Genomic DNA, 18560 nt, shown 5'->3' with positions numbered 1-18560 from the left:
GCTGAATCAAGATAAAGCCTCCGACGGATGTCATGGATTTTGAAAAGGAGTTTTTCGAGCGAGCTCGAAAAAAATCCGGACGCTGGTTAGCTGGAGGTGTAATTGATGTCATCATTTTGCTGCTTAAAAAATTACCCCAAAAGTGAGTAATGCAAACTTTTAGGGTTCGTCTATTAACTATGATTTTTTAATTCAGTAGTTGTTTGGCGTGATTGCACAACAAGGCTGCTTTTTTTCTTCAATAGCATAGTGTAATAGCTATGTAATGACATCCCAATGATAATGATAGCTATCCCTAAGAGAGCAAGAGGCTCTGGTAGCGGAACGTTTAATAGCACCATTTCACCTATAATCACAAACAGGATTTCGGTAGATTGTGTCGCTTCAACAGCGGCTAGCTTTCCTTGGTCATTATGGACGCGATCCGTTGCGATGAAGAAGAGCACAGTCGCGATCACACCGGAACTTATACCGACAATTAAAGATTGTATCATCTGACTCACCGATGGAAGTCCAACAGTGAGAAGGGCATAAATGGCAATGATGATCCATCCAGGCATAGATGCAATAGTCATTCCTAGCACACGTTGAAAAGTATCTAGTGTTCCATTACATATATCCATCATTTTACGATTTCCAAGGGGATATGCAAATGCAGCGATTATGACAGGAATAATCCCAAATAGTAAACTTTCTATTGAGATTCCTTTTGCACTTGGAATTTGTATGAAAACAATACCAATCAAAATAACACTGGAAATAACTAATGAGACGAGCGGTATTTTTTGTCTTATGGCTTTTCCATCTACATATTGAATAAAAAAGGGTGCAAGTAAAACGCCTGCTATAATTGTGAATTGCCATGTTCCTGATACAAGCCATCCGGGACCATATGCAGCAGCGAAAGTAAGGGGAGCATAGAAGAGCACAAAGCCTACAAAACTCCACAGTAACCACGCTCTTGGTCGCATTTTAATTGCCTGTGTAACTGCTGAAAGCCCCTTGCGTGACACCACGATAATCAGTAAGAAGGGGAGCATGAAGAAATAGCGTAAAGATGAACTCCATAACCAGCTCCCACCCTCTAATTCCATGGAGTGATTCAAAATAAACGTTACCGCAAAAAATAAGGATGCTAAAATGCCCAGTACAATCTCCCTCACAATATCACCTGCCTATGAATTCACCAACTATGCTTTTTGCTCAAACAATTGAACGATTTCTATGATGACTTCTGTTGCTTTGACCATCGTTTCAGCAGAAACATATTCATATTTACCATGCATATTTTCGCCACCAGCGAAGATATTAGGGGTTGGAAGTCCCATATATGAAAGTTGAGATCCATCCGTCCCACCACGAATTGGTAAAATTAAAGGTTTAATATCTAGATTTTCCATTGCTTTCTGTGCAATGTCAACAATTTCTTTTACAGGTAGAATTTTTTCTGCCATATTGTAGTATTGATCATGAATGTCTACTGTGATTGCATCTTCGCCATATTCGGATTTGATCGCTTTTTCAGCTTCTTTCATGAGTGCCTTTTTCGCTTCAAAGGCTTCACGGTTATGATCGCGTACGATATAAGAAAGTGTTGTTTTTTCAACTTCACCGTTGAAGTTCATCAAATGGATGAAACCTTCGCGATCTTCTGTAGCTTCGGGAACGGCTTCTTTTGGTAGCATTTCTTGGAATTTGATCGCCATAGTAATAGAATTGACCATTTTTCCTTTAGCAGAACCTGGGTGCACATTTGTACCATGAGTTGTTACTTTGGCGGCTGCAGCATTAAAGCTTTCGTACTGAAGTTCTCCCAGTGGACCACCATCTATTGTATAAGCATAATTTGCATTAAAACGTTCTACATCAAATTTATGAGGACCACGACCGATTTCTTCATCAGGTGTAAATCCTACACGAATTTTGCCGTGTTTTACTTCGGGATGTTGGATCAAATATTCCATAGCAGTTATGATTTCCACGATCCCAGCTTTATCATCAGCTCCAAGTAGGGTAGTTCCATCTGTTGTAATTAATGTTTGGCCAACATAATTGACTAATTCAGGTGAAATTTTGGGTGATAATACAACTTCTGCATTCAGTTGAATGTCGCCTCCATCATAATTGTCATAACGTTGAGGTTTTACATTTGTCCCTGTATAGTCAGTTGCTGTATCGACATGGGCCAAAAATCCGATGGTTGGGATTTCTTTGTCAGAATTTGAAGGTAGTGTTGCAAATAAATAACCATTTTCATCAACTGAGATTTCCTCCATACCAATTTCTTTTAATTCGTTTTCTAGTATATGGATCAGATCCCATTGTTTTTCAGTAGAAGGCGTAGTTTGGCTTTCTTCATTTGATTGTGTATCAATTTTTGCATAGCGAACTAATCGTTCGATAACAGTTTCTTTCATGAATTTGAATCCTCCTTTTATTTGAAGCATTGTCATCATTCTAACACTTTCTTTCGGACTACGGAATAATTTCGTGCACTCATTGCGAAGAAAAACTAGCTTATTATAATCGGTACATCAGCCACCTGAACATCTATGATAAACTTGGAATGAGGAGATAAATGATGCGGCCTCCATCATAATAAGTGTAGGTGAATATGTTTGCACATCAGCCACCCCATCATTTAATCATAGCGTAAATCATCATGCTATATATGATTATCCGATCTGAATACATTTATCCCATATTAATGGGCAGGACAGTAAGATTACTACTGTAGCACTCTGGTAAAAAAAGAAAATGGATAGGAATGAAGAAAGATCATACTGGATGAAGCTTCACTTTACCTCAAATGATTTGAACCATTATATTTGAGCAAAATCTCTACGAAACTTTCTTTGAGGTTATTCGTATTTTAATATGAGAAAGGATGAATAACTATGACAACAACTTTGCTTATGTCTGCAATTATGGCCATTGTAGCGGCAATTCTAATCACACCATTAGCTAGTAGAACAAATGATGGTGATTTTAAGACAAAGTTCAAGATGCAATTTGGCATTATCGTATGGATCTTAGCCTTTGTTATTACTGCGGCAATTTTTTATATCACGAAAGTTGATCAAAGCTGGTCGCTTTCATGGTCAATCATTTTTGTGATTGCCTTGATCGGTACTCTATTGGCAAATGGGTTTGAAAGAAAGATTAAAGGAATAATAACTTTAGCAAGCTTGGTTTTTGGTGCTTATCTTTTATCTGCTCCATTATTTAATGCTCATCAAAAGTATCAATCTGCGGAGATGACAAAAAAAGTTGAGATCAAGGCGTTCGATGATACAAAAACGCCTGCTAGTGTACCGCCTAAGTATGCTCGCAATAAAATGAAAAAAGCATTTAGTCAAGTGCCTAACACCAGTTATTATGAGTTAGGTAACTTACAAATTCAAAAAGTAAAAGGTGAGTATGTTTATATTGCACCAGTGGAATTTTCCGATTTCTTCAAATGGATGAAAGGGAAAGAATCACCAGGGTATTTAATCATGAGTGCAACCAATTCATCTGATAATCCAAAGTTTGTGAAATCGCCAATGGTTTATACGACTTCCGCCTATTTAAATAATAATGTGGAACGTCATATGCGCTTGGCGAATACACAGAAAATTTTTTATGGTGATGCTCAGTTGGAGGTTGATGACAATGGGAAGCCATACTATATCCGTACCTACGGTGACTTTATCTCAGGACGTAATGGCTTTGATCCAAAAGGGATTGTGATGATCGATGCAAAAACAGGCGATTCTAAAACTTATGCATTAAAAGATGTTCCTGAATTTATCGATGGTGCGATTTCTCCCGAAGCTGTAAGTCGACAAAATGAATACTTTGGCAAATATGTTCATGGTTTCTGGAACAGTATGTTTGGTAAGAAAGATGTGAAGATTCCATCAGATGAAGGAACAGAAGCCAATGTCAGTCCAGTATTTGATGAAAACGGAACGATGTATTATTTCACTGATTTCACAAGCCCTAAAGAGGGTGTAGATTCAATGCTTGGTTATTCACTAACAAACGCTCGTACAGGTCAAGCAACCTACTATTCGGGAAATAAAGATGAAGCTTATATGGATTCACAAGGTGCTATACAAATTATTGAGAAAAAATTTATCGAAAAAAAATGGCAAGCTTCTATGCCGATTATTTATAATTTCTATGGTGAAGCAAGCTGGTTAGTGCCAGTGCTTGATTCCAATGGATTCTTACAAAATTATTCGATTGTCTCAGCAGCCAACCCTGAACTTTCAGTCTCAGCAGCTACTCCAAATGAAGCGCTGCGACAATATAAAACATTGATCAATCGCTCCGGTAACAGCTCTTTAAATAGCAGTTCTTCAAACGAAGAAAAAACAGTAAAAGGGAAAGTATTGCGTGTTTATAAAGAGAAGAATAATGATTATACAACTATTTCTTTCCTATTAGACAATAAAGAAAATTATATTGTAAGTTCAGAGGTAGCGCCTCTTGCAGTGTATTTAAAAGAGGGAGACAAGGTAGAAGTAAAATATGTAAACTCAACAGATGTTTTCTTACCTGTTAAAGAGATTGTGATTGAAGATATCGAGGAAAAGTAAGCTAATTGAATTTAATTTGTAGGGGATTGTTTAATAACTTTCTTTTAATAAGAGGAAGTCTGTAGAATCACAAAGCACAAATGTCGATTGAACAGCATTTGCGCTTTGTGATTTTTTTTGTAGAAGTTTTTGGGTGGATGCTTTCGCGCCACTATTGCGAAGCCTTTTCTTATCTGTAGGTCATTCGCTTCACCAATCTTTTATTTCCAAGTAAATCCTTTTTTTGCTAAAAAGTCTTTGATAAAAGGGCGACGTTGTTCAATTAGGAAGTCAGCCATTTGTTTCGTCCAATTGGCTATTTTCTGATTGGATGAACGACTAGCGTAATATTGTTCTAATGTTGCATCATAGGCATCTAATAGCTGATCGTACTTTTCTACATCATAGCTATTTTCATGTAGTACAGCATCTAAAGGGAGACGAGGTTTCGCTTCGTTCCGCTTTGTAGGTGTACCAATTGTCATGGCGAATAACGGGAAGACGTAATCAGGTAAATCGAATAACTCGCTGATTTCTTCGGGGTTATTACGGGCGCCACCAATATAGCAAATACCATAGCCCTCTGATTCAGCCGCAATCACGAAGTTTTGTGCAAAAAGAGCAACGTCAGCAACACCAACTAAGACGTTTTCAGCTGAATCTGCTACGATTTCTACTCCTTGCTTTTGACCAGCAATTTGTAAACGTTTGAAATCCACACAGAATAGAAATGCTGCGCCGGCAGTCTGGAATTGGAAAGGATTATTGGATAATTCTCCAAGCTTCTGTTGTTTTTCTTCATCAGTTACCCAAATAACGCTATAAGCTTGAACAAAGTGAGATGTTGCTGCCATTTGAGCAGTTTCAATCAAATCTTGTACGGTTTCCTTTGAGATTTTTTCACCAGTATACTTCCGAACAGAGGTATGACTACGTAATAGTTCCTTGACCATTAGAATGTCAACTCCTTTATAATAGGTATCCATTTCACTATAAGGGATTTTGTAGAAAGTTACTACTGAAATCTTTTTTCATAGATATCGTCAATAAAATATGATATACGAATAAATTATTGTACTGAATATTAGAAAGAGAAAGTGGATACTTAAAACGAAATCAATTATTAAAGGAAAAGAAGTGCAATTCAACGTTGATATTGAATCACACTTCTTTTACATTTCGAATAGCTTCTTATTTGTAACAATCTATCCTTAGAGTAATCCGATCCATTTCCAATAAGTCGCACTAAATAATAGAATGAGTAGATAGCCAATCACTGTAAGGGGTATACCTGATTTTAAGAAGTCTTTAACAGTGAAAGCACCTGTACCATAGGCAAGCATATTTTGCGGTGCGCTGACAGGTAGCAAGAAACCAAAACTAATGACAAATTGTTGGATTAATACGAAACCAACATTGTTGACATCAAAGTGAATGGTGGTCGTTAATGCGATAAAGATAGGAATTAACGCAGAAGAAAGACTTGTTGCACTCGCAAAGCCAAGGTGAATGAGAATGTTAAATGCTGATACTAAAGCGATCGTTGCTAAAATGGGCATATGCTCTAAGCCAAGTGAGCCGAACACTTTTGTAGATAGCCATTGGGCGCCTTGTGTATCAAGTAACACTGTGCCAAGTGCGATGCCCACTGCAAATACAATGATTGTTCCCCATGGAATAAGTACTTCCACTTGTTTCCAATTAAAAACACCTACTTTAGGAGCCAATAAAATAGCAATAGCGACAATAGTGACGGTTGTTGTATCAAATGGGTGTAATTTACCTTCTGTTGCCCAGAAGAATAGTAATACCAAAGAAATAATAATCAGACGAATTTCAGATGCTTTGACAGGTCCTAATTCTTTCAATTGAGACTGGATCAAATCTTTTCCACCCTCAATTTTTTGCGTTTCCGGTTTAATCAAATGAATCATAACGAAAAATAGCACGATTGACATAATAACCGAGAATGGTGCTGCATACATGAACCATTCGCTCCAAGAAACATCCGTTTGGAATTCCTTATTGATAAAGCTTAATGCAACCATATTTTGGGCAGCGGCTGTTTTAATCCCCACATTCCAAATAGAGACAGCTTGTACAGAAGTAATGACCAATAATGCTGCGAGTTTACTATCTTTTGGAAGACCAAACGCTGCGACCATACCTAGTAGGATCGGTACGACAGCCCCTGCTCGAGCGGTAGCACTTGGTACGAAAAACGCTAAAATAATAGATACAATAATAGCTCCGAACACAATGCTTTTTGTTTTCGTACCGACCATCGACAAAATCCATAAGGCAAGTCGTTTATGTAAATTTGTTGCTTGCATGGCAGCGGCTAAAAAAAGAGCAGCGGCAACGAGTGCAACGGCAGAATTACTAAAGCCGCCTAAAGCCATTTTTAAAGCATTAGCAGTACCGTATTCTAAAGAAGGATCTTCAATCGTTGGCGCTAGACCGATTGATACGGCTGTGATGGCGATAATCATAGCGGCACTAACTGGATAAGAAACTGCTTCTGTTACCCATAAAATAACAGCGAATCCAAGAATAGCTAGACTTCTTTGGCCAGCTACAGGTAGATCTCCACTGTTTGGCCAAAATGTAATAATAATTAGTACAGCAAAAGCTAGTCCAATCCATAATGGTTTTAAATTTTTTTTCTCTTTCGCTTTATCCATTCTTCTCATCCCTTTCTTATAATTCCATTATAAGGTGAAAACATAGGATAAACATATGGAATTATGTCGAAAAAAGGAAAATATATGAAAATATTTTATTTAGATAGTAAATGTTTGACCTATCAAATAGAGCCTTCAAAATCGTGTAAAAGCAAAAGAAAATAAGAATATAAATGTAAAAATATTGTATTGGTAAAGTAAAAATAAAAATAAATACAGATAGATTTCCTTATCCCATGACCAGGCAATGTCTCAATTCAAGTCGCAAGTATGAGGCAAGGGATAAAGTGGGGGATGAAAAAATTTGCTATGTGAAATTTTACTTTATTAAGATGAATCAATTTCATAAATCATTTTCTTCTAAAAAAATACGAACATTTAATAATAAATAATTTTGATAGTTGTGGAGCGGAAGACGGCGACTCCTCGAAAATGCATGCATTTTCTTCGTGCGGTGTTAGTTCAGGAAGTTTATTCAAAGTCCTACGGGAAAAGCTTGAGCTGAAAGCCCCGCAGGAATGATTGAAGGGACAAAGCCTAAGTTCGCCACGTCCTGTGGCAACGGCTTCGGGGTCAACATCGTGTCGACCCGAGGAGATTGAAGCCAAGCCCGTGGAAAGCGCCGTCTGGAGCGGAACAAAAATTTCTGAATATTAATGTTCATGTTGATTTAAAATGTTCGTGTTTTCTATCTAAATTTTGCATTGTGAAATTGATTCAAAATAATTAATAATTTTGAAAAATTCATTGACTTTTCATCCGATTATCTTCTATACTTACGACAATAAGATGGAACAAAATCAAATAACCTTTATCAAGAGTGGCGGAGGGATAGGCCCTGCGATGCCCAGCAACCAGTGAGTGTATATGCACTTGCTATGGTGCTAATTCCTACAGATTTTATTCAAATCTGAAAGATAAGGGGAGGAAATTGCGAATCAACCCTCTTCTTACACGAAGAAGGGTTTTTATTTTTAGGTTCTATACGGAAAAGAAAGACATTGAGATAAGTGTACGATCAATATTTTGTTTGCTAACTCTAACATTTTACATAGAACTTTTTTATCCTGCTTTAACGGGCAGTAAGACCCCCATCTCAAGATTTAGAGAGAAACGAGAAAGATAGATGGGAGATCAACTGCCCGTAAAAGTCCGATTGGTTCAGCAATGTTTTTTGTACCGAAAGCGTAGCAGCAGGCACAGAAGGCTACCACCTTTAAAAGTGGTGAGATGAATGCTTGTTTATCCTCATTACAGTGGGGGTACAAACGTTTGAAGGAATGATCAAAGCCTAAACCACCGCATCCATGCGGCAAATGGCTTCGTGACCAACATCGTGTTGCACCATAGCCTCTGGCAGATGTCACGGATTTGGAAGAGGAGTTTTTCGAGCTTGTTCGAAAAAAATTCCGGACGCTGTTTAGTTGGAGGCGTAATTGACCCAAATTCCTTTTACACCCTCCATTTTCCATCTAGAACCTTAACTTAGGAGGAAATACAATGACAGAATTACACAAAGAAACTTTAGCAGTACATGGTGGTCAAACACCAGATCCAACAACAGGTGCAATCGCTGTACCTATATATCGTACAACTGCATATAAATTTAAAAGTTCAGAACATGCACGTAAATTGTTTGCATTAGAAGAACCAGGTAATATCTATTCACGTATTATGAATCCAACAGTAGATGTTTTTGAAAAACGACTTGCTTTACTGGAAGGTGGTGTAGCTGCAGTTGCTTTATCATCAGGGATGGCAGCTATAGCATTTTCAATTTTGAATATTGCGCGTGCAGGAGATCATATTGTTTCAGCATCTAGTATTTATGGTGGTACTTATAATTTATTTGCTAATACATTACCTCGATATGGCATCACAACAACATTCGTAGATGAAAGAAATAATGATGAGTTTGAAGCTGCTATCCAAGAAAATACAAAGGCAATCTATGCTGAAACAATTGGTAATCCAAGCCTTTCAATAGTGGATATTGAAGCATTGGCTGAAATTGCACATAAGCATGAAATTCCTTTAATCATTGATAATACATTTGCTTCACCTGTAGGCTGCAACCCTATCAAATTCGGTGCAGATATCGTTGTACATTCTGCAACTAAATGGATCGGTGGTCATGGCACAACAATCGCTGGTGTAGCAGTTGATGCTGGTACATTTGATTGGACTCGCGGTAAATTCCCTGATTATACAGAACCAGACGTGTCCTATCATGGTTTACGCTACGGAATCGATACAGCAAATGCAGCGTTTGCTACGCGTTTACGTGTCCAATTATTGCGCGATTTCGGCCCAACACTTAGCCCAGACGCAGCATTCCAACTACTTCAAGGACTAGAAACATTGCACATACGTGTTCCTTACCATAACGAAAATGCTCGAAAAGTGGCTGAGTACCTTCGCCAAAATGATCAAGTAGAATGGGTCCATTTCAATGGTTTTGAGGATAGCGAATTCGCTCCACTAGCTAAAAAATATTTATACAATGGTTATGGATCAGTATTAACATTTGGTATCAAAGGTGGTCGTGAGGCAGGTCGTCAGTTGATTGATCATATCGAATTGTTCTGCCATGTCGCAAATGTTGGGGATGCTCGTTCACTCATTATTCATCCAGCATCTACAACTCATCAACAATTGAGCACAGAAGAATTAGAAAAAGCTGGAGTTCCAGAAGAATTAGTACGCCTTTCAATTGGATTAGAATCAGCAGAAGATATCATCGCTGCATTAGAAGCGGCATTTGCAAAGGTAGGTAAGTAGTACATTGAAAGCTGAAAAATAATAAAAATCTTTTTGTGAATACTATAGAAAGGGTGACGTAGTGGCGGCGTTTACTCTTTTCTTCTCTGTTGTCTAAAATAATTTTTTTATTTTTTTGAAAATGAGAAAATTTGATAAAGTCAACGATGTAAGCGTTTTTCATGACCTCCCAGAAAAAACATTTGTCCTTCTCAGAAAGATTTTCCTTGTAATCTGTCCGCATGTAAGCTAAAATCATCATTAAGTTCAATAATTGAGAATTTCTTTACATGTACGGGTCACATATTCATGATACAAAATGATCATTTGAATACGTATGATGTGGTTCTGCGTATTTTTAGATATAGAGAAAAAATTTGGAGGCGAATAATATGACAACGGTGAAGGTAGCAATTTTAGGTTTCGGCACAGTTGGTCAAGGAATTTTTCATATTGTTAATGAAAAGCGAGAGCAATTTAAACATACTTTAGGAGTAGACATTGAGATCGCTAAAATTCTTGTAAACAATGTGAATAAGCCGCGTCCGCATGCTCCAAAAGAATTACTAACAGACAGTTTTGAAGATATTCTTGCAATCCCTAATTTAGAGGTTGTTTTTGAGGCAATTGTTGGAGAGGAGCCTGCATTTAGATATTTGTCTAAAGCTATTGAAAAAGGTTGTAACATTATTACAGCAAATAAAGTGATGTTTTCTAGGTATGGTTTAGCCTTACAAAAAAAGGCAAAAAAATATGGTGTTCAGGTTGGGTATGAAGCGACTGTGGCTGGTGGTGTACCAGTTATTAAAACAATGCAGAACATCTTACGTGTAAACGAAGTAAGCCATATCCAAGGTATCTTAAATGGAACTTCCAACTATATCCTAACGCAAATGCGTAGTGAAGGCTTACCATTTGATAAAGCATTACGAGATGCACAAGATTTAGGGTATGCTGAAGCTGATCCATATAATGATATCTCAGGTCAAGATCCATTCCGTAAATTAATGATTCTAAGTGCATTAGCATTTGGAGAACAACCGAATTGGGATGATGTAGATGTCGTGGGTATCACTGGAATAACAGCTAAACAAGTAGCAGAAGCAAAAGCAAAAGGCTTACGTTATCGTCACATAGGAGATGTTCGCCGTGATAAAGTAACGGGTAAAATCGTTGCGACAGTTGGACCACAATTAGTAGGTCCGGAACATCCTCTCTATAATATTGAAGGTGTAAATAATGCAGTGGCATTAGACACAAATTATATCGGAACACTTACGCTTGTAGGCCCAGGAGCTGGTATGTTTCCAACAGCAAGTGTAATGGTTGAAGACTATGCAGATATGTTGGTGAAAACGCCTGCTGTCGTTTCGATTTGACCATTAAAGAACTTTGTTATGTTATACAAAAAGGTTTCATATCAGGTAGTAAAGCTCCCATATAAAAAAACTTCCATTGATGAAGTTTCATTTTATCCCGCGTTAACGAGCAGTAAGCTCCCCACCTCAAGGTATAGAGAGAAAAGAGAAAGATAGGTGGGGGAACAACTGCCCGTAAAAGCCCGATTGGTTTGGTCCAACAAGATGTTGGTCCCTCAGGTGTTGCCACAGGACGTGGCGCTTTTAACCTGAGTTCCTCTAGCCCGGTGGGGGATGAAGAAAACCCCCACTGATGGAAGCTTCACTTTATCAAAATCTGCTTATTCTAATTTTAGAGATAAGCAGATTTTTTTGTTTTTGGGACATGTTATTACAGTTTAATCTTCATCTTTAATATCAATATCCTCAGGTATAGGGGTATTTTTCCATATTTCAATTTCTTCTTTTATTCGTTGTAGTTGTTCGTGATAACGTTCGAATTGATCACTACTAATTAGCATCTGTTCACCATCATAGACAGCACGAATTCGGCCTTCTAACACATAACGCATCACTTGCTGTTCTGGCATAGAAATATCCTTTGCCGTTTCCGCCACTGATTTGTACATCACGCAAGGCCTCCTTTTTCCCTTTTATCCTTCACATTATAATCAATGAAAGTACAATCCTCAACTTTTTTATAAGATGATAAAAATTATCAAGACCATTTATGGAAAATATTAACTAATGCTTTTTAAATGGGTTTTAAAAATTTTTTTGGAAGAAACATGGGAATCCTGTAAACTATAAGTAACTATATAGAAAATCTTAAGAATTTCTTCATTTTTATGATGACTGCTTTTTAAGATTTCATCTGTAAGATGATACCCATAAGGAAATAAAGAAATGAGGTGTAAGACGTGGAATCTTATACAATTCTAGTAACAGATGATGATCAGGATATACGAGATGGTATTGAGATTTATTTAAAAAACGAAGGATATCACGTGTTAAAGGCTGCAAATGGTGTGGAAGCACTTGAACGATTAACGGAAAATGAAGTACATCTCATTATTCTAGATATTATGATGCCTGAACTTGATGGCATCCAAACCACTTTTAAAATTCGAGAAGAGCGCAATATCCCGATCATTATATTAAGTGCCAAAGTGGAAGATTCAGACAAAATTCATGGCTTGTCTGTTGGAGCAGATGATTATGTGACGAAACCATTTCATCCGTTGGAATTGATGGCTCGGGTAAAATCCCAACTGAGACGTTATGTAAAATTAGGTACTTATAGTGAACATCCAGGGAAAATAGTAGTTGGTGGTTTATCGTTAGATACAGAAGCGAAAGAATTGTTACTTGATGGCGAACCTATTAAATTAACGAAAATCGAATATAACATTACAGAGCTTTTATTAACGAATGCAGGTCGCGTTTTTTCCATTTCCGAAATTTATGAGCGAGTATGGCAAGAACCTGCCTATAACGCAGAAAATATTGTTGCGGTACATATTCGTAAAATTCGAGAGAAGATTGAAGTAGATCCTAAAAATCCAAGATATTTGAAGGTGGTGTGGGGAATTGGCTACAAAATGGAGAAGTCATCGTCGTAGTACGTTTATTTGGTCGGTCATTGCACTTGTGATGGCCCTATGCAGTTTGCTCTATTGCTGTACGTTTATTTTTCAATTGATCGATTTTAGTCTGATCAAAAAAATGGCCCGACTCACACGAATGATGATAGGGAGAGTGTAATATGGGAAAATTTAAAAACATCCTAATATTGTCATCCATTTGTATCATTCTGATAGGAGCAATGACATTATTCGAATATCGTCATCAATTTATGAATAATTTTTTTGAATCAGATCGATCAGATTATTCAAATTATACAAGCCGATTAGGAGCACTTGTATTAAATCCAATGGATACTGATAAAGTGAGAAGAAATATTCAAGTGAAGAACAAGGAAATAGAGGATTATCGCCATTATAATGGTAGTCTAAGTGAGCAAATCTCGGATATTAACGTCCATTATAAAGAAAAAATTGCTGAAGCGAAGGATGCAAAAGTGACTTCTGTTGTAAAAGCATTAACGGCAGAACGAGATAAAGAAATAAAGAAAATCACAAAAACATTTGAAGATGATAAGTATGTTCGAGCACAAATTAAAAAACTTAAAATAGAGGAAATCGATCGCTATGCTAAAAATTTGGAGGAGGGCAAGCAAGAGTTTTTAAATAATTTTGACTACGTGGCGTATGAGCTAACAGATTTATCTACAGGGCAAACTTATACCCATGGGAATATGCAAGATCCAGCGCTTTATACACAAAAATACGATGGAAAACAACAAGTTTTGGAATTGCCAGGTATTGATGATGAATCCAGTTGGACGACATCTAATGATATGACGACAGAAAGTAGAGGAATATCGTATGATTTAACAGACATAGTCCCAAGTGTCTCGCATTCCTATAAAGGTGAAATTCGTGTTTCTAAGACAGCTTTTCAAAACTCACCTCAGTATCAAGAATATCAAAGTTTTTATATCCATAAAATATTATTAATAGCACTATGGATATTGAGCATGATCGCTGTTTTAGCTTTAGTCCGCAATAGACCTTTGAAAATAAACGTCAACAATGATCATTTTTTATTCCATACGATTCATAAATGGCCAATTGATATACGACTGGCTATTATAGGTGTGAGCGGAATGGGTATGATCATGGATTTATTTATATTGTCTGATTTTCTTGCCAACTCATCTTTTAATATGTTTGTAGAGTATTTCAAGATCATGGTAGCGATTCTTATTCTCTATTTGTTTGTTTGGTTCATCACGGTACAGCTTCAATTATTGATAGAAGATATGAATACAGAAGAAAAAAGACTAAGTGCTTATAAAAAAACATTATGCTTTCGTATTTTAGAGGGTATTCGCTATTTATTTTGGTCCATGAGTCTAATCTTACAAGCAATGGCGCTTCTAATCGTTATCTTTCTAGCAGGAGTTGGGATTGCAATAGCTGCACCGTATGCAAATGGGCTGATAGGCATTTATTTCTTTTTATTCATAACGGTCGCTATACCAACGATCATTATTTTCTTACATCGTATCAGCTATATCAATGAAATCATGAAACAGACAGAGGAAATGGCAGAGGGACGCTTAAACAGTGAGATAAAAGTTCGTGGTAGATCCGTTTTTGCGAAGCATGCTGCTAATCTGAATCGATTGCGTGAGGGGGTTCGTATCTCTTTGTCTGAACAAGCGAAAAGTGAGCGTTTAAAAACGGAATTGATTACGAATGTCAGCCACGATTTAAGAACGCCGCTTACTTCTATCATTACGTATACAGATTTACTCAAAAATCCTGATCTAACGGAGGATGAACGCAATAGCTATATAATGATCTTGGATAAAAAATCACAACGTTTAAAAACATTGATTGAAGATTTGTTTGAAGTATCCAAGATGGCTTCTGGAAATATTGAATTGCAAAAGCAGAAGGTCGATTTAAATCAACTATTGCAACAAGCACTTGGTGAGCATGAAGAAGATATGGAAAAAGCAGATATGACATTCCGTGTCCATATAACAGATGAAATAGTAATGGCATATGTAGATGGTCAAAAATGGTGGAGAGTGCTGGATAACCTGATTATGAATGCCTTAAAATATGCAATGGAAGGGACAAGAGTATATATTTCTTTAGAAAAAATTGGTCAAGATGCTCAATTTGTCATCAAGAATATTACGAAATATGAACTGGGTGATCAAAACATAGAGGAACTGTATGAACGCTTTAAACGAGCAGATGCATCACGCCATACAGAGGGCTCCGGCCTAGGATTAGCGATTGCTCAATCGATTGTTGATCTGCATGGTGGCAGTATGGAAATAACGGTAGATGGTGACTTGTTTAAAGTGACCGTCACCGTCCCGATCGTTAGTTAGAAATAAAGGGAAACCTCACACAGTGGGGAGACTTCTCATCCCTCACTGTGGAACAATTGAACTTTTGCAGGAAGTGATGCCTAATTTGATCTTCTTACTTTTAACTGAGGTCTTGCAGTGGAATTCATAATGCCTTTAGTATGAAATACATTAAAAATAGAAGAAATTAATCGAAAACTATCCCGTAACTAAAGAATTTACATGTATTTCATCACTATAAGTCTTCCCATGTTGTTATTTTTTTCATAGCATACATTGCTTTATTTGCTTTTTGATAATAATGTGTCGCCTTTTGGTATTCTTCTCGTTCGCATAATAATGAGCCCAGTAGAATAGTGTATTTATAAACATTTGGGTAATCCTGATTTTGGTCGAAAAAGTTAATAGCGCTTATGAGCAGTCTTTCATCAAAGTGATTTTGTTGATGCGTTATTTGATAAATTTGAAAATGGTAGATATATTCTTTCACTTCCTCTTCAATATGATGCTTTTCAATCAGTTCCAATCCTTTTCTACACCATATTTCTACATTTTTTGCATTTTTAAGTTTTGAATATTCTTTTACTATGGAGTAAATGTTCATCAGATTATGAACAGGGTCCTTTTTGATAGCCAGGCTTTTTCTATAGTAAGAAATGGCCTCCTTTGAATTTCCTTCTAATGCATAACTATAGCCTAAATTTTGAAATATAATGCTATAGTTATTTTTTAAGTTATATTTTTCACATATATGATAACAATCATGAAAAATTTCGAGAGAGCAATGATAGTGGCCATTTTGAATATGTGAAAGTCCTAATCTGATAGAACAATTTACGATTTGCTGAGGATATTCTAATTCTGTGAATAATTCTAGAGCCTGCTGTGCATATTCGATGGCACTAAGTGTACGATATAGCTTATGATGTGCAGAGCTTAGCATGTAATAATACTCAGCTTTTTCGACCTTTGAAAGTTGGATTTTTGAAACAAATAAACTAGCTTTTTCGAGAAAAGATAATCCGATTTGATATTGATGAAAACGATAGTAATAGAGAAAACAATTTCCATAATAGAAAAATTTTTGCCGGTCAGTTAGGTTTTCTTCCACTGCTGAAAATGCTTTGAGGAGGGGATCTATTTTTTCTAAGGGCTCCTTGGCCAATAAAAACATTCGAAGTAATCTTAAATTAAATGTATAGAAATTTTCAACACTGCTAAATTCGAGATTCATGGATCGATAATAATTTAGTGTTTTTTTTATTTGTAATGGATCGCTTGTCATAAGTGCATTTTGAATGATTTGATAGCTTTCTTTCATAAATTGTTCTTCATCCACATTGAGGTAATGCTCTAGGTTTACTTGCAAGCGGTTGAGGAGTGCATTTTTAACTTCATCTTGAGGGATTTGTTTACCACTTTCAATTTTACTTAAATAAGAAGTAGAACAAATATCTTGGGCTAATACTTTTTGTGTTATATGCTGTTTCAAACGTTCTATTTTTATGATATTTCCGATATTTTGCATGATAAACCTCTCAGCTTTTGTACTGTTTTTAGAATTATTGCATGATTCAAACAGAAATAAAATCGGCTGAAAGGTCTATTTTGCTTATTTAATTTACAATTTTGTGAAATTTTTATTATATAATGGAAAATTTATGGAAAATAAACTCATACTTTTAGCATTGCTATAAGTTATGTGAGTTAGTCTTTTGGCTTTTACCATCTTTAAAATATAAGGAGAAAAGCACCTTTTGTGTGAAGATTGTTTTATGTATATATTCTCGTATTTATCATACTTAGTGTTTTGACCGAATTCGTCTTTTACAGACAGCAGATTTTAAAGTTATTGGGAGCATACTGCTTGTTTGTAAGGAATAAATAGCTAGGCTGATGCGCACTCAGTCTCTAGACCTAGATGAAAATCCATTTCTAGCCCGTTTGGACAAACTAAATTTCTACGTATTATAGAGGTACAAACGAAGGGAGGAAATAACCAATGAAAAAATTTGGTTTATTCATCATCGGTATCACAGCCGCTATTACAATTTTATGTTCTCTAGGTGCTTTAGCAGGTTTAGCGATCTCAGCAGCGATCCTTTATGTGGGGATCCATTTCTATTTAAAAAGTACTTCCACTTTTTCAAAGATCGTGTGGGCACTTGTTGCCATCGCTGGATTACTAACAGCTACTGCAAATATCCCAGGGTTCATCGGTTTAACTGCAATTGTTATCTTATGGTACATCTTACGCAAATGGGATGGATCAAATAATCAACAATCTTTCGTAGCACCAAAATCAGATGACCCATTCACCAATTTTGAAAACCAATGGAAAGAACTAACAAAATAACAGGGGGTACCGAAAATGGTCAACTTATTACAACGTTTAAAATATTCTATTGAAGCAGATCTCAATCAATTTTTTGATAAGAAAGAAGAAAAAAATCCAATCGCTATGTTAAACCAATATATTCGCGAAGCAGAAAAACAAACAGAAGAAACTGGGAAATGGTTAGAAAGACAAAGTACTTTAAAACAAAAATTAGAACAAGAACTTGAAGTAACAACCGAGATGCTTGCTAAACGAACGAAACAATTAGATCTCGCCAAATTAAGCGGTGAACAGGATTTAATCAGCTTTGCAGAACAAGAAATTCAAGCTTATGAACAACGCAGTATGGTGTTGCAAAATAGCATCGACAAAACAACGGAAGAACTATTTGGGCTAGAACGTAAATTTGAAGAGATGAAACATAAAATCAAAGATATGAAAGTTCGCCAATTACAGCTTATGGGAAAGGAAAATGTCGTTCGCGCACATCATCAAATGGATCACGTCCTACATCCAGAAACAGCGGGCAATATTAGTGAAAGACTTGAAACATTTGAAGCAATGGAAAGCTATATTGAACACCTTGGTCAAAAAATCGATCAGCAGCATGAAATTACTTCTATGGAAGAGCGCCTTGCACAACTTGAAAAACAAACAGTGAAAAAAGAAATACTTGAATTACCACAATAACTAGACTTCCACAGGACGATCGTTATACTAAAAAAGAGAAGGAATTCCTTCTCTTTTTAGCTTATAGTGAAACTTCTCGCAGTTGGGATTTTCTTCATCCCCCACTGAACCAGATGAACTCAGGTTAAAAGCGCCACATCCTGTGGCAACACTTGAGTGACCAACATCTTGTTGGCCCGAACCAATCGGGGTATATACAGGCAGTGAACCCCC

13 protein-coding genes and 1 riboswitch are annotated in these 18560 nt (G+C 36.5%); of the genes, 7 read left to right on the top strand and 6 right to left on the bottom strand.

All coding sequences use genetic code 11. The features are described 5' to 3' along the window. Positions 1-173 precede the first annotated feature (173 nt). Together FEU33_RS15115 and pepT are read right to left on the bottom strand one after the other, a co-directional pair. Positions 174-1163, bottom strand: a complete 990-nt coding sequence (locus FEU33_RS15115; protein WP_146550312.1) for a DMT family transporter — start codon at positions 1161-1163, stop codon at positions 174-176. A gap of 27 nt (positions 1164-1190) precedes the next feature. Beyond that, a complete protein-coding gene (gene pepT, locus FEU33_RS15110) occupies positions 1191-2417 on the bottom strand; it encodes a peptidase T (RefSeq protein WP_146550311.1) in 1227 nt (408 codons plus the stop codon). Between the two features lie 480 nt (positions 2418-2897). Between pepT and FEU33_RS15105 the strand changes: the two genes are divergently transcribed. Continuing rightward, positions 2898-4586, top strand: coding sequence for a hypothetical protein (locus tag FEU33_RS15105; RefSeq protein ID WP_146550310.1), 1689 nt, complete (start codon positions 2898-2900; stop codon positions 4584-4586). A 200-nt stretch (positions 4587-4786) separates the two neighbouring features. Here FEU33_RS15105 and nfsA read toward each other — a convergent pair whose 3' ends face one another. Both nfsA and FEU33_RS15095 read right to left on the bottom strand, forming a co-directional pair. Beyond that, complete coding sequence (nfsA, locus tag FEU33_RS15100; RefSeq protein ID WP_146550309.1) at positions 4787-5518, bottom strand: oxygen-insensitive NADPH nitroreductase; 732 nt, start codon at positions 5516-5518, stop codon at positions 4787-4789. 258 nt (positions 5519-5776) lie between these two features. Next, positions 5777-7249 carry a DASS family sodium-coupled anion symporter gene (locus FEU33_RS15095; RefSeq protein ID WP_425328619.1) on the bottom strand — a complete coding sequence of 491 codons (1473 nt, stop codon included), beginning with the start codon at positions 7247-7249 and terminating at the stop codon, positions 5777-5779. 808 nt (positions 7250-8057) lie between these two features. Next, positions 8058-8173: riboswitch (SAM riboswitch) on the top strand. A 576-nt stretch (positions 8174-8749) separates the two neighbouring features. On the opposite strand from FEU33_RS15095, the gene FEU33_RS15090 reads away from it, so the two are divergent. Further along, on the top strand, positions 8750-10030 hold the full coding sequence (locus FEU33_RS15090) for an O-acetylhomoserine aminocarboxypropyltransferase/cysteine synthase family protein (RefSeq protein WP_146550307.1): 1281 nt from the start codon (positions 8750-8752) through the stop codon (positions 10028-10030). A 371-nt stretch (positions 10031-10401) separates the two neighbouring features. Next, on the top strand, positions 10402-11388 hold the full coding sequence (locus FEU33_RS15085; RefSeq protein ID WP_146550306.1) for a homoserine dehydrogenase: 987 nt from the start codon (positions 10402-10404) through the stop codon (positions 11386-11388). Positions 11389-11765: 377 nt separating this feature from the next. Here FEU33_RS15085 and FEU33_RS15080 read toward each other — a convergent pair whose 3' ends face one another. After that, positions 11766-11996: a MerR family transcriptional regulator gene (locus FEU33_RS15080; protein WP_146550305.1), complete on the bottom strand. Its 231-nt coding sequence runs from the start codon at positions 11994-11996 to the stop codon at positions 11766-11768. A 291-nt stretch (positions 11997-12287) separates the two neighbouring features. Here FEU33_RS15080 and FEU33_RS15075 point away from each other — a divergent pair, with 291 nt between their 5' ends. Together FEU33_RS15075 and FEU33_RS15070 are read left to right on the top strand one after the other, a co-directional pair. Continuing rightward, positions 12288-12989 (top strand): response regulator transcription factor, encoded by a 702-nt coding sequence (locus FEU33_RS15075; protein ID WP_146550304.1) that lies wholly within the window; start codon positions 12288-12290, stop codon positions 12987-12989. 143 nt (positions 12990-13132) lie between these two features. Further along, positions 13133-15340 (top strand): sensor histidine kinase, encoded by a 2208-nt coding sequence (locus FEU33_RS15070; RefSeq protein WP_146550303.1) that lies wholly within the window; start codon positions 13133-13135, stop codon positions 15338-15340. Positions 15341-15554: 214 nt separating this feature from the next. Here FEU33_RS15070 and FEU33_RS15065 read toward each other — a convergent pair whose 3' ends face one another. After that, complete coding sequence (locus FEU33_RS15065) at positions 15555-16847, bottom strand: helix-turn-helix domain-containing protein (protein ID WP_146550302.1); 1293 nt, start codon at positions 16845-16847, stop codon at positions 15555-15557. A gap of 474 nt (positions 16848-17321) precedes the next feature. Between FEU33_RS15065 and FEU33_RS15060 the strand changes: the two genes are divergently transcribed. Beyond that, entirely contained in the window at positions 17322-17675 is a 354-nt protein-coding gene (locus FEU33_RS15060; RefSeq protein ID WP_146550301.1) for a lmo0954 family membrane protein, read from the top strand. A 15-nt stretch (positions 17676-17690) separates the two neighbouring features. Next, entirely contained in the window at positions 17691-18347 is a 657-nt protein-coding gene (locus FEU33_RS15055) for a PspA/IM30 family protein (protein ID WP_146550300.1), read from the top strand. The last annotated feature ends 213 nt before the right edge of the window (positions 18348-18560 follow it).

The organism is Rummeliibacillus suwonensis (genome assembly GCF_007896435.1).
Lineage (GTDB): Bacteria > Bacillota > Bacilli > Bacillales_A > Planococcaceae > Rummeliibacillus > Rummeliibacillus suwonensis.
This window is presented reverse-complemented; position numbering and strand designations above follow the sequence as displayed.

Bases quoted from the DNA above. Each gene is read 5' to 3' on its own strand.
- FEU33_RS15090 (WP_146550307.1), top strand. From the start codon at position 8,750: ATGACAGAATTACACAAAGAAACTTTAGCAGTACATGGTGGTCAAACA.
- FEU33_RS15095 (WP_425328619.1), bottom strand. From the start codon at position 7,249: ATGGATAAAGCGAAAGAGAAAAAAAATTTAAAACCATTATGGATTGGA.
- FEU33_RS15055 (WP_146550300.1), top strand. From the start codon at position 17,691: ATGGTCAACTTATTACAACGTTTAAAATATTCTATTGAAGCAGATCTC.
- FEU33_RS15070 (WP_146550303.1), top strand. From the start codon at position 13,133: ATGGGAAAATTTAAAAACATCCTAATATTGTCATCCATTTGTATCATT.
- nfsA (WP_146550309.1), bottom strand. From the start codon at position 5,518: ATGGTCAAGGAACTATTACGTAGTCATACCTCTGTTCGGAAGTATACT.
- FEU33_RS15085 (WP_146550306.1), top strand. From the start codon at position 10,402: ATGACAACGGTGAAGGTAGCAATTTTAGGTTTCGGCACAGTTGGTCAA.
- FEU33_RS15065 (WP_146550302.1), bottom strand. From the start codon at position 16,847: ATGCAAAATATCGGAAATATCATAAAAATAGAACGTTTGAAACAGCAT.
- FEU33_RS15105 (WP_146550310.1), top strand. From the start codon at position 2,898: ATGACAACAACTTTGCTTATGTCTGCAATTATGGCCATTGTAGCGGCA.
- pepT (WP_146550311.1), bottom strand. From the start codon at position 2,417: ATGAAAGAAACTGTTATCGAACGATTAGTTCGCTATGCAAAAATTGAT.
- FEU33_RS15060 (WP_146550301.1), top strand. From the start codon at position 17,322: ATGAAAAAATTTGGTTTATTCATCATCGGTATCACAGCCGCTATTACA.
- FEU33_RS15080 (WP_146550305.1), bottom strand. From the start codon at position 11,996: ATGTACAAATCAGTGGCGGAAACGGCAAAGGATATTTCTATGCCAGAA.